The organism is Bradyrhizobium yuanmingense, from assembly GCF_900094575.1.
In the GTDB taxonomy this organism is placed as follows: domain Bacteria; phylum Pseudomonadota; class Alphaproteobacteria; order Rhizobiales; family Xanthobacteraceae; genus Bradyrhizobium; species Bradyrhizobium yuanmingense.
Map to the genome: position 1 here is coordinate 206473 of NZ_FMAE01000008.1, position 11874 is coordinate 218346.

Sequence of the window (11874 nt, forward strand, 5' to 3'; positions counted from 1 at the left end):
GAGCTGCGGGCGCGTCGGCGCCCGCGGCGACTTTGCAAGAAGCCGCGGGAATGATCTGCGGCCTTTCTCCAACGCCAGTATTTGCACCGTCAAATTGACTGGCCTGTATGGGTGAAACAGTGACGATCCAGAAAAATTGGCAAGAACTGATTCGGCCGAACAAGCTCCAGGTCACGCCCGGCAGCGATTCCTCGCGTTTCGCGACCATCGTCGCCGAGCCGCTCGAGCGTGGCTTCGGCCAGACCCTCGGCAATGCGCTGCGCCGCATCCTGCTCTCCTCGCTCCAGGGCGCGGCGGTGCAGTCGGTGCACATCGACGGCGTGCTGCACGAGTTCTCCTCGATCGCGGGCGTCCGTGAGGACGTCACCGACATCGTGCTCAACATCAAGGACATCTCGATCAAGATGCAGGGCGAAGGCCCCAAGCGCATGGTCGTGAAGAAGCAGGGCCCGGGTGTCGTCACCGCCGGCGACATTCAGACCGTCGGCGATGTGGTCGTACTCAATCCCGATCTGCAGATCTGCACGCTCGACGAGGGCGCCGAGATCCGCATGGAGTTCACGGTCTCGACCGGCAAGGGCTACGTGCCCGCCGAGCGCAACCGTCCCGAGGATGCGCCGATCGGCCTGATCCCGGTCGACAGCCTGTACTCGCCGGTCCGCAAGGTCTCCTACAAGGTCGAGAACACCCGCGAGGGCCAGATCCTCGACTACGACAAGCTGACCATGACGATCGAGACCAACGGCGCGATCACGCCGGATGACTCGGTGGCCTACGCCGCCCGCATCCTGCAGGATCAGCTCAACGTGTTCGTCAACTTCGAAGAGCCGCGCAAGGAAGTCGCCCAGGAGATCATCCCGGACCTCGCCTTCAACCCAGCCTTCCTCAAGAAGGTGGACGAGCTCGAGCTGTCGGTGCGTTCGGCCAACTGCCTGAAGAACGACAACATCGTCTACATCGGCGACCTCGTGCAGAAGAGCGAGGCGGAAATGCTCCGCACCCCGAACTTCGGCCGCAAGTCGCTGAACGAGATCAAGGAAGTGCTGGCCCAGATGGGTCTGCACCTCGGCATGGAAGTGCCGGGCTGGCCGCCGGAGAACATCGACGAGCTCGCCAAGCGCTTCGAGGATCATTACTGAGCGAATGGCGAGTAGGGAGTGGCGAGTAGGGGAAGAAGATCTATTCGCTACTCACCATTCGCCACTCGCAGCCTAGGGCGAACGCAGGAAGCCCACCTGAAAACCAGTCGCTGAACCACCGCGACACAATCGAAGAAGGACTACACACATGCGTCACGGCAAGGTTCATCGGAAGCTCAACCGCACGGCCGAGCACCGCAAGGCGATGTTCGCCAACATGGCGGCCGCGCTGATCAAGCACGAGCAGATCGTCACCACGCTGCCCAAGGCCAAGGAGCTTCGCCCGATCGTCGAGAAGCTCGTCACCCTCGGCAAGAAGGGCGGCCTGTCGCTGCGCCGTCAGGCCATCTCCGAGCTGCGCGACGTCGACATGGTCAAGAAGCTCTTCGACACGCTGGCGACCCGCTACAAGGACCGCCAGGGCGGCTACACCCGCATCATCAAGGCCGGCTTCCGCTACGGCGACAACGCCGCGATGGCCGTGATCGAGTTCGTCGATCGCGACGTCGATGCCAAGGGCCAGGATTCCGGCCCGGTGCAGGAGAAGGAAGCCGAGGCGGCGTAAAGCCCGATCGGCATGACGTTTCAAGAGCGGCGCCTTTGGCGCCGCTTTTTTGTTGGAACGGTCGGGTGGACAAAGGCCCGCTCTTAGCGCGCCGTGCCCACCATTCACGCTCCTCACGCGTCGGTGAGCCCCGATTGCAGCTGAGGGAGCCGCTTCCGATATCTCCATCCGCATCCATGGAGATATCGCATGAAGATCGACCTTTCCGGAAAAACCGCTCTCGTGACCGGCTCGACCGCCGGTATCGGCCACGCCATCGCCAGGGGTCTCGCCGGCTCCGGCGCCAGCGTCGTGATCAACGGCCGCGGCCAGGACAAAGTCGATGCGGCGGTGCGCAGGCTGGAAGGGACGGGCGGGAAGGTCCGCGGCATCGCGGCCGACGTCTCGACCGCGGCTGGCTGCAAGGCACTCGTTGCGGCGCTGCCCGAGGTCGACATCCTCATCAACAATGCCGGCATCTTCGAGCCCAAGGATTTCTTCGACATCTCCGACGAGGACTGGAGCCGTTTCTTCGAGGTCAACGTGATGAGCGGCGTGCGGTTGTCGCGCGCCTACATGAAGGGCATGCTGAAGCGCAATTGGGGCCGCATCGTCTTCATCTCCTCGGAATCCGGGCTCAACATTCCCGTCGAGATGATCCATTACGGCATGACCAAGACGGCCCAGCTTTCGGTGGCGCGCGGCCTGGCGCAGCTCACCAGCGGCACCGGCGTCACCGTCAATTCCGTGCTGCCGGGCCCGACCATGTCGGAGGGCGTCGAGACGTTCGTCAAGGATCTCGCGAAGCAGAACGGCCAGTCCGTGGATGAAGCCGCCGCCAACTTCGTCAAGCAGCATCGCCCGAGCTCGCTGCTGCAGCGTTTCGCCAGCGTCGACGAGATCGCCAACATGGTGGTCTATGTCGCCTCGAAGGAGGCATCCGCCACCAACGGCGCAGCGCTGCGCGCAGAAGGTGGCATCGTCAACACGATCGCCTGAGGAGATGCGCATGGCGGCCTATGTGATCTCGGAGGTCGAGGTGCGCGATCCCGCCGCATTCGAGGCCTATCGCGCCCTGGCTGCCAAGACGATCGCGCAGTACGACGGGCGTTATCTCGTCCGCGGCGGCAAGGCCGAGCTTGCCGAAGGCAATTTGCCGCCGAAGGCCATTATCATCGTCGAGTTCGCGTCGATGGCGCGGCTGAAGGAATGGTACGCCTCGCGGGAATATGCCGAAGCGCTCAAGGTGCGGCAGACGGCGCTGGAGCGGCGGCTGTTGTTCGTTGAAGGGACGCCGGTGCCGTAGGGTGGGCAAAGCGAAGCGTGCACACCATTGTCGCGACTAGAGAGAGATGGTGGGCACTGCGCAAGTGCGCGTTGCCCACCCGACGAAAGCTACCATCCCTCCAGCACGATCTTGCCGCGCGACTTGCCGCTCTCCAACAGCGCGTGCGCGCGCTTCAGGTTGGCTGCGTTGATTGTGCCGAAGGTCTGGTCGAGCGTGGTGCGCAACACGCCCTTGTCGATGAGGTCGGCCACGTCATTGAGCAGATGATGCTGCGCGATCATGTCAGGCGTCTGGAACGAGGAGCGCGTGAACATCGATTCCCAATGCACCGAGATTGCCTTGCCCTTGAATGCGGCAATCGTGAACTCCGGGGGATCGTCGATCAGGCCGAACTTGCCCTGTGGTGCCATGAATTCCGCGATCGCCTTGTAGTGCTGGTCGGTAAAGGTGAGGCTGGCCACCAGCGCAACCGGCGGCAGCTTCAATTTCTCGATCTGCTCCTTCATCGGCTTGCCATGGTCGATCACCGCATGCGCGCCGAGATCGAGGCACCATTTCTGCGACTCCGGCCGTGTCGCGGTGGCGAGCACCGTCAGCCCGGTGAGGCGGCGGGCGAGCTGGATCAGGATCGAGCCGACGCCGCCGGCGCCGCCGGTGATCAACAGCGTGCGCGGATCGACGCTCTTGCCCGGCACCGCACCGAGCCGGTCGAACAGCAGCTCCCAGGCGGTGATCGAGGTGAGGGGAAGAGCGGCGGCTTGGGCGAACGACAGGCTCTTCGGTTTGGCGCCGACGATGCGCTCGTCGACCAGATGGAATTCGGCGTTGGTGCCCTGGCGCAGGATCGAGCCCGCGTAGAACACTTCGTCCCCTGGCTTGAACAGCGTGACCTCAGACCCGACCGCATCGACCACGCCGGCCGCGTCATAGCCGAGGATCTTGGTCTCGCCCTCGGGCGGGGCGGCGCGCTTGCGCACTTTGTAGTCGACCGGATTGGCCGAGATCGCTTTCACCGCGACGCGGATGTCGCGCCCTTTGGGGTCGGGTTTAGCGGTCTCGAAATCGAACAGTGATTCCGCGTCCTCGATCGGAAGCGATTTCTTGTAGCCGACGGCTTTCATGGCGTGTCTCCATCAGATGGCTTTGTTCGCCCGCTGCCTTAACTGTCGCTCTGGCTCCGATTTGGCAAGTACTGTAAATTTGGGGATATAGTCCCTGTTTGGATACTATTGGGAAAAAGCCGCATGAAACGCCGTAACTTCGCCCGCCGTCCAGGCTGCTCGGTCGAGGCGACGCTGGACCTGATCGACGGCAAGTGGAAGGGCGTGATCCTCTACCACCTGCAGAGCGGCACCCAGCGCTTCGGCGAATTGCGCCGCCGGATGCCTGGCATCACCCAGCGCATGCTGACGAAGCAGCTGCGCGCGCTGGAGGAAGACCGGCTCGTCATCCGCAAGGTCTATGCCGAGGTGCCGCCGCGGGTGGAGTATTGCCTGTCCGAACTGGGCGAGAGCCTGAGGCCCGTGATCGACATCCTGAAGGCCTGGGGCGAGAGCCACCAGGAGCGGTTGTCCTGCGCGCCGCCGCCCGTGGTCGTGAAGAAGAAGCGCGCGGCGTGATCGTTCGGGAGCGGACGCTGCCGCTCCCGAACGAGCGCGTTCAAAAGCGCGATCGCGCTTTAGGTTTTGTTTGAGCATGATCTTTTCGGAAAACCGCTTCACACTTTTCCGGATCATGCTCTAGAACGCGAACTGCGTGCGCATCGCGACCGCGTCGAACTTCGAGCCGACGTCGGCGGTCGAGATCGGCGAGGCCTGTCGCGACACCGTGCCGTGCAGATAATCGAGCATGAAGCGCACGTTGCCGTTGACGTACCAGTTGAGCGCGAGCGTATAGACGGTCTGCCGGCCGCCTGCGACGCCGCTCGCGGTCGCGAGCTGATCGTTGAGGTCGATCGTCGAGAACCGTCCTGCGATCTCCCACGCGCCCCAGCCGCCGCCGTCGAGCGAGAACGGATGTGCCGGCTTGACGCCGCTATAGGCCGCGTTCGCCGCATTGTAGGAGCGGCCTTCGCCGGTCAGCACATAGCCGGCCTGCGCGTAGCCGCCTTGGAATTTCAGGCTCGGTGCACCCGTCAGCGGCACGGCCGTGTTGGCGGTACGATCGACATTGTACCAGAAATACTCGCCCTGGACGATGAACGGACCGTAGGTCGCCGCCGCCTCGACGCTGTAGACCTGCGCGCCCGAGGCATTGGCGATAGCGCCGGTCGAGATCAGCGTGGTCGGGTCGAGACGCAATTCCGGACGATCGCTGAGCGTGACCGTCTGGGTGTTGGCGATGAGATTGCGCGGCGGCTGGATCAGCCATTGCGCATTGGCGCCGATATGCACCGAGTAGTCCTTGGTGCTGATCGGATTGCCGGCGACGCGCGCCACGGCACCATATTGCTCGCTGGTGCCGGGCGGCGCCGCGCTCGAGGCGGAATGGATCGCACCGGTCGTCGGTCCCGTGACATAGCCGCCGATCCAGAGCTGGTCGTTGAACCAGCGCGCACCGGCTGCGGAACGGAAGTCACCGGCGGCGATGTTGGTCGCGATCACGCCGGGCGAGGCGCGCTCCATGAACATGATGTCGTTGGAGCTCGTGGCTTCATCCATGGTGTAGGGCAGGTCCATGATGCCGGCCTCGATCGCCATCTTGCCGCCGAACGGCTTCAGGCCGGTATAGCTGATATAGGCGTTCTCGACGCCGGAGACGCCGCCGCCGGGCAGCGATCCCGGCGCGGCGCCGCCAAATCCGTCGGACGAGCCGCCGAAATCGTAGACCAGTGCGAAATTCCAATCGTGGAAGAACTTGCCGGTGACACCGATGCGCGCGCGGCGGACGTTCTGGCCGCTATCGAGCTTTTGCGGCACGGTGGCCGCGGTGTTGGGACGATAGTCATAGCCGCCGACATCCCAATGCAGGCGGCTGGTGATGGCGACGCAGTTGGCCTGGTCGGCGGTGCAGATCGTCGGCCGGTTGTTCGGCATCGTCACGACGACGCCGGACGCCGGCGCCGGCCCCTTGACGGGGATTGCCGCGTTGGCATTGGCCACCGCGGCCTTTGCCTCCGCGCGCGCCTCGGCCTTTGCCTCTGCCTTGGCTTCGACTTTCGCCTTTGCTGCGGCTGCCGTGTTCGCCGCGGTCTGGCTCTGCAGCTTGTCGAGCTTCTGCTCGAGCATCTTCAACTGCTGCTTCAACAGCGCGATCTCCTGCTCGCTGCTGCTTGCCGACTGGGCCTGGGCCTGCGAGGCCGCCAGCGCGCCGGCGAGACCAATCGCGGTGGCCGCAATTCTTGTTCTGCTCACGTTACGCTCCATCATCTGACTGTTTTCCCCAAGTCGCGAACGGAGAGCCTAGGTGTGATCGATGACTGCCCCGCGACGCTGCGAGCGGTTGCGTCGGTTCCTACTGATGCAAATTCGCCGCAACCGAATCCGCCTCACACCACCATGCAAGATGACGCACATCATGCCAATCCGCCGCCGGGCAAATGGCCGATTCGCACGGCACCCTTGCATCCCGGACACGGCTTCGAGGCGGCCGAATATTGCCCTCCGGCGCTCTTCTATTGGGGGGCGAACGCGCCTATATTCCGGCGTCATTTCCAAGAGGTAGGAATGTTTCGAGCGACCTGGACTGCCGCCCTTACGGCGCTGTGCATAGCCTTTTCGGCCACCTTCAATCCGACTGCAGCGCAGGACCGTCGGGTCCCGTCGTCGCCGGCCGAGCTGCGGATGTCCTATGCGCCGATCGTGCAGCGGGTGCAGCCGGCGGTCGTCAACGTCTATGCCGCAAAGGTGGTGCAGAACCGCAATCCGCTACTGGACGATCCGATCTTCCGCCGCTTCTTCGGTGTGCCGGGCCAGCAGCCCGAGCAGATGCAGCGCTCGCTCGGCTCCGGCGTCATCGTCGATGCCTCCGGCCTCGTCGTCACCAACGTCCACGTCATTGAGGGCGCTGACCAGGTGAAGGTGTCGCTGTCGGACAAGCGCGAGTTCGAGGCCGAGATCCTGCTCAAGGATTCCCGGACCGATCTCGCCGTGCTGCGCCTGAAGGACAGCAAGGAGAAGTTCCCGACGCTGGACTTCACCAATTCCGATGAGCTCTTGGTCGGCGACGTCGTGCTCGCGATCGGCAATCCGTTCGGCGTCGGCCAGACCGTGACCCAGGGTATCATTTCGGCGCTGGCGCGCACGCAAGTGGGCATCACCGACTATCAGTTCTTCATTCAGACCGATGCGGCGATCAACCCGGGCAATTCCGGCGGCGCGCTGGTCGACATGGGTGGCAAGCTCGCCGGCATCAATACCGCGATCTATTCGCGCTCCGGCGGCTCGCAAGGCATCGGCTTTGCGATTCCCGCCAACATGGTGCGCGTCGTCGTCGCCTCCGCCAAGAGCGGCGGCAAGGCGGTGAAGCGGCCCTGGTTAGGAGCAAAATTGCAGGCGGTGACGCCCGACATCGCCGAGAGCCTCGGCTTGCGCTCGCCGACCGGTGCGCTGGTCGCGAGCGTGGTGTCGAACGGTCCGGCGGCGAAAGCCGGCCTGAAATCCTCCGACCTCATCACCGGGATCGACGGCCAGATCGTGGATGATCCCAACGCCTTCGACTATCGCTTCGCAACCCGTCCGCTCGGCGGCACCGCGCAGCTCGACGTGCAGCGCGGCGGCAAGTCGGTGAAGCTGACGGTGGCGCTGGAGACCGCGCCCGACACCGGGCGCAACGAGCTCGTCGTCACCGCGCGGTCGCCGTTCCAGGGCGCGAAGGTTTCGACCATCACGCCGGCCGTCGCCGATGAGCTGCGTCTGGATGCCGACACTGAAGGCGTCGTGATCACCGATATCGGCGGCGATACCGCGGCTGCGAGTGTCGGCTTCCAGAAGGGCGACATCATCCTGGCCGTCAACAATCAGAAGATCAGCAAGACCGGCGACCTCGAGAAGGCTGCAGGTGAACGGGCACGGATCTGGCGCATCACGCTGGTGCGTGGTGGCCAGCAGATCAACGTCACGCTGGGCGGATGAGTCCGAAGCGACCAACGGAGACACCGACTCTCTTTGCTGCGGCGGGGCTCGAACACGATGCTCCGCATCCGCTGCCGGACCGGCTGCGCCCGCGCACGCTGTCGGAGGTCGTCGGCCAGGACCACATCCTCGGCCCGGACGGTGCGCTGACGCGCATGCTGGAAACGCGCACGCTCGGCTCGCTGGTGTTCTGGGGCCCGCCCGGCACCGGCAAGACAACGGTGGCGCGGCTCCTGGCTGACGCGACGGATCTGCATTTCGAGCAGATCTCCGCGGTGTTCTCCGGCGTCGCCGACCTCAAGAAGGCGTTCGATGCCGCGCGCGCCCGGCGCGAGATGGGCAAGGGCACGCTGCTGTTCGTCGATGAGGTGCACAGATTCAACCGCGCCCAGCAGGACTCCTTTCTGCCGGTGATGGAAGACGGCACTGTCGTCATGGTCGGCGCCACCACCGAGAACCCGTCCTTTGAGCTCAATGCGGCGTTGCTCTCGCGTGCGCGCGTGCTGGTGTTTCGCTCGCTCGATGCCGCCGCGATCGAAAAGCTGTTCGTGCATGCCGAAGCCGTCGAGGGCAGGAAGCTGCCACTCGATGCGGAGGCGCGCGCGGTGCTGGTGCGCATGGCCGACGGCGATGGCCGTGCGTCGTTGACGCTCGCCGAAGAAGTCTGGCGTTCGGCGCGGGCGGACGAGATTTTCAATGCCGCGCAGCTGCAGGAGATTCTGCAGCGCCGCGCGCCGATCTACGACAAATCGGCCGACGGCCACTACAATCTCATCTCGGCGCTGCATAAATCGGTGCGCGGCTCCGATCCCGATGCCGCGCTGTATTACCTCGCGCGCATGCTGGACGCTGGCGAGGACCCGCTGTTCCTGGCCCGCCGCGTCGTGCGCATGGCGGTCGAGGACATCGGGCTGGCCGATCCGCAGGCGCTCGTCATCGCCAATGCCGCCAAGGACGCCTTCGACTTCCTCGGCCATCCCGAGGGCGAGCTCGCCATCGCCCAGGCCGTGGTCTATCTCGCCACCGCGCCGAAATCGAACGCGGTCTACACCGCCTTTGGCAGCGCGATGCAGGTCGCCAAGCAGGCCGGCTCGCTGCTACCGCCAAAGCACATCCTCAATTCCCCGACCAAGCTGATGAAGTCGGAAGGCTACGGCTCCGGCTACGCATACGACCACGACGCGCCGGACGCCTTCTCCGGCCAGGACTACTTCCCGGAGGCCCTGGGACGTCAGACCTTCTACGACCCGCCCGAGCGCGGTTTTGAACGCGAGATCAGGAAGCGGCTGGATTACTGGGCCAAGCTGCGCAAGGAGCGGGGCGGCTCGCCCTAGAAGCGGCCATTTCGTCGTGACGGAAGGCCGCTTTTAGGGTACGCAGGCAACCATGAGCCGCCGCATCAAGAGAATGAACCCAAAGCCGCGTTCGCGTGACGAGCGCGACGACTCGCGGGCGCATCAGGCGCGTAGCGCGAAGAAGGCCGGACCGCGTCCGGGTGGCAAGCCCGGCGGTAAGCCGCCGCGCTTTGTTGGCGAGCGCGCCGAGCGGCGTCCGCCCAAAGCGGTCCAGGAGAGGCCTGCGCCTGAAAAGTCCGTCGAGGCGCTGCTACCGACCAAGGTGCAGACCGTCACGGTCACGGCCGACGAGAACAACATGCGCGTGGATCGATTCCTCGAGGCGCGCTTTCCCGGCCTGTCGTTCTCCCACATCCAGCGCGTCGTACGCAAAGGCGAGCTGCGCGTTGACGGCAAGCGCGTCGACAGCAAAGACCGGCTGGAGGAGGGACAGAGCGTCCGTATCCCGCCGCTCAAGCTCGATGCGCCGAAGGTCGTCGGCGAGCTCTCGGAGGCCGCGCAGAAGACGCTGAAGGCGCTGAAGGAGATGACGATCTGGGAGGACGACGACGTCCTCGTCCTGAACAAGCCGGCCGGCCTTGCCGTGCAGGGTGGCTCGGGCATGACGCGGCACATCGACCAGATGCTTGAGGTGATGCGCGATGCCAAAGGCCAGAAGCCGCGTCTCGTCCACCGTATCGATCGCGAGACCTCGGGCTGTCTCCTGATCGCCAAGACGCGCTTCGCTGCCTCACACCTGACCGGCGCGTTCCGCTCGCGCTCGGCGCGAAAGGTCTATTGGGCCTTGGTGCCGGGCCTGCCGAAGCCGAAGCAGGGCCGCATCTCGACCTTCCTTGCAAAGGAGGAGGGCGAGGACGACACCATCATGCGCATCGCCCAGCATGGCGATGAGGGCGCCAGTCACGCGGTGACGTACTACGCCGTGGTCGAGACCGCCGGCAACAAGCTGACCTGGGTGTCACTGAAGCCGGTGACGGGCCGCACCCACCAGCTGCGCGCCCACATGGCCCATATCGGCCATCCCATCGTCGGCGATCCCAAATATTTCAACATCGAGAACTGGCAGCTGCCGGGCGGCTTGCAGAACCGGCTGCATCTGCTCGCACGCCGGATCGTCATCCCGCATCCGCGCGGCGGCGTGATCGACGCCACCGCGCCGTTGCCGCCGCACATGCAGCAGTCGTGGAACCTGCTGGGTCTGGACGCAACCAGATTTGATCCGATCGAGAACGCGCCTGAAGAATAGTGAGGTTGAATAGGGGCGGCTGGCGCACGACATGTTCCCCCATGAGACGATTGTCGATCTGCTTTGCGCTCTTGGCTACTCTGTTGGTAGAGCCTGCCGCCCGCGCGCAATATGTCTCGCCGGACGCCGCGCGGCTCGCTCCACCGCTGCCTGCGCCGCCACCGCCGCCGAAGATCGAGGTGCCCAAGGTTCCGCAGTTTGACGCGCCGCCGCGCTACAATTACCAGCCGCTCCCGCGCAATTCGTTCAGCGATCGCGTCACGAAATGTCTTCACGACGGCGCAGCCGCAGGACTGGGGCCGGCCGATCGCGGCACGTACGCGCGCATGTGTGCGAACTAGCAGCACTCCTGGTCCTACTGGCGAGGTCGTGACGACACTGGTAATTCGACTGACGACAGGAACAAGAAAACGACATGCGCGAATTGTTCGAAGAAGCTGCGGGGCAGCTCCCGCCTGATCCCCGGGAATCGGCGCGCGCGTCCGCGCGCACGCCGCTGCGCAAGCGCTTCTACAAGGAGGCCGGCGTCGTCGATGCCGAGGGCGGCTTCGCCATCACTCTCGACGGCAAGCCGATCCGTACGCCCTCCGGCCGCCAATTGGTGATCCCGACGCGCGCGCTCGCAGATAGTGTCGCCGCAGAATGGTCCGCCCAAGGCGAGGCGATCGATCCCGTGACCATGCCGTTGACGCGCATCGCCAACAGCGTGGTCGAGGGCGTTGTCGATCGCGTCGAGCTCGTCAGCGACGACCTCGCCAAATATTTCGAGTCTGACCTGCTGTTCTATCGTGCCGGCCATCCTGAGGGACTGGTCGCCCGGGAGGCCGCGCATTGGGATCCTGTGCTGTCCTGGGCGGCGCAGACGCTGGGTGCGCATTTCATCCTGTCTGAAGGCGTCATGCACGTGAAGCAGCCGGACGAGGCGGTGAAGGCCGTACGGGCCGCGCTGCCCGGCGACCCCTGGTCGGTCGCCGCGCTCCACATGGTGACCACCCTGACCGGATCGGCGCTGCTCGCGCTGGCGCTGGACCAGGACGTGCGCGATGCCGACCAGGTCTGGGCCGCCGCCCATGTCGACGAGGACTGGAACGTCGAGCAATGGGGCTTGGACGAGGAGGCGGCCGCCCGCCGCGCCGCCCGCCTGAAGGATTTCCAGGCCGCTGCGACGGTTCTGGCGGCGGTGAAGCCGCCGGCCGTGCCAGGTTAACGAGAGGTTTACGAGGCAGCGGT

General features: G+C 65.0%; 12 protein-coding genes. 10 read left to right on the top strand and 2 right to left on the bottom strand.

What is annotated here, in order from left to right:
• Positions 1 to 107: 107 nt before the first annotated feature.
• From GA0061099_RS28470 to GA0061099_RS28485, 4 genes are all read left to right on the top strand, one after another.
• On the top strand, positions 108 to 1139 hold the full coding sequence (locus GA0061099_RS28470; protein WP_036011050.1) for a DNA-directed RNA polymerase subunit alpha: 1032 nt from the start codon (positions 108 to 110) through the stop codon (positions 1137 to 1139).
• Between the two features lie 148 nt (positions 1140 to 1287).
• Complete coding sequence (rplQ, locus tag GA0061099_RS28475; protein WP_025036979.1) at positions 1288 to 1704, top strand: 50S ribosomal protein L17; 417 nt, start codon at positions 1288 to 1290, stop codon at positions 1702 to 1704.
• 189 nt (positions 1705 to 1893) lie between these two features.
• Positions 1894 to 2682, top strand: a complete 789-nt coding sequence (locus GA0061099_RS28480) for an SDR family NAD(P)-dependent oxidoreductase (RefSeq protein ID WP_074448156.1) — start codon at positions 1894 to 1896, stop codon at positions 2680 to 2682.
• Between the two features lie 10 nt (positions 2683 to 2692).
• On the top strand, positions 2693 to 2989 hold the full coding sequence (locus GA0061099_RS28485) for a DUF1330 domain-containing protein (RefSeq protein WP_036027590.1): 297 nt from the start codon (positions 2693 to 2695) through the stop codon (positions 2987 to 2989).
• An 89-nt stretch (positions 2990 to 3078) separates the two neighbouring features.
• On the opposite strand, the gene GA0061099_RS28490 is transcribed toward GA0061099_RS28485, so the two are convergent.
• Positions 3079 to 4092, bottom strand: coding sequence for a zinc-binding alcohol dehydrogenase family protein (locus GA0061099_RS28490; RefSeq protein ID WP_036011057.1), 1014 nt, complete (start codon positions 4090 to 4092; stop codon positions 3079 to 3081).
• Positions 4093 to 4215: 123 nt separating this feature from the next.
• Between GA0061099_RS28490 and GA0061099_RS28495 the strand changes: the two genes are divergently transcribed.
• Positions 4216 to 4590, top strand: a complete 375-nt coding sequence (locus GA0061099_RS28495; RefSeq protein WP_036011060.1) for a winged helix-turn-helix transcriptional regulator — start codon at positions 4216 to 4218, stop codon at positions 4588 to 4590.
• A gap of 120 nt (positions 4591 to 4710) precedes the next feature.
• On the opposite strand, the gene GA0061099_RS28500 is transcribed toward GA0061099_RS28495, so the two are convergent.
• Positions 4711 to 6324, bottom strand: a complete 1614-nt coding sequence (locus GA0061099_RS28500) for an OprO/OprP family phosphate-selective porin (protein ID WP_074448164.1) — start codon at positions 6322 to 6324, stop codon at positions 4711 to 4713.
• Between the two features lie 312 nt (positions 6325 to 6636).
• Here GA0061099_RS28500 and GA0061099_RS28505 point away from each other — a divergent pair, with 312 nt between their 5' ends.
• The 5 genes from GA0061099_RS28505 to GA0061099_RS28525 all read left to right on the top strand — a co-directional run bounded on the left by GA0061099_RS28505 (position 6637) and on the right by GA0061099_RS28525 (position 11851).
• Positions 6637 to 8043 (top strand): DegQ family serine endoprotease, encoded by a 1407-nt coding sequence (locus GA0061099_RS28505; protein WP_036027581.1) that lies wholly within the window; start codon positions 6637 to 6639, stop codon positions 8041 to 8043.
• Positions 8040 to 9377, top strand: a complete 1338-nt coding sequence (locus tag GA0061099_RS28510; protein WP_036027579.1) for a replication-associated recombination protein A — start codon at positions 8040 to 8042, stop codon at positions 9375 to 9377. The genes GA0061099_RS28505 and GA0061099_RS28510 overlap by 4 nt, the downstream gene beginning before the upstream one ends.
• A 52-nt stretch (positions 9378 to 9429) precedes the next feature.
• Positions 9430 to 10644 (top strand): RluA family pseudouridine synthase, encoded by a 1215-nt coding sequence (locus tag GA0061099_RS28515; RefSeq protein ID WP_036027577.1) that lies wholly within the window; start codon positions 9430 to 9432, stop codon positions 10642 to 10644.
• Positions 10645 to 10727: 83 nt separating this feature from the next.
• Entirely contained in the window at positions 10728 to 10985 is a 258-nt protein-coding gene (locus GA0061099_RS28520) for a hypothetical protein (RefSeq protein WP_311735310.1), read from the top strand.
• A 74-nt stretch (positions 10986 to 11059) separates the two neighbouring features.
• Entirely contained in the window at positions 11060 to 11851 is a 792-nt protein-coding gene (locus GA0061099_RS28525) for an ATP12 family chaperone protein (protein WP_036027573.1), read from the top strand.
• Positions 11852 to 11874 lie beyond the last annotated feature (23 nt).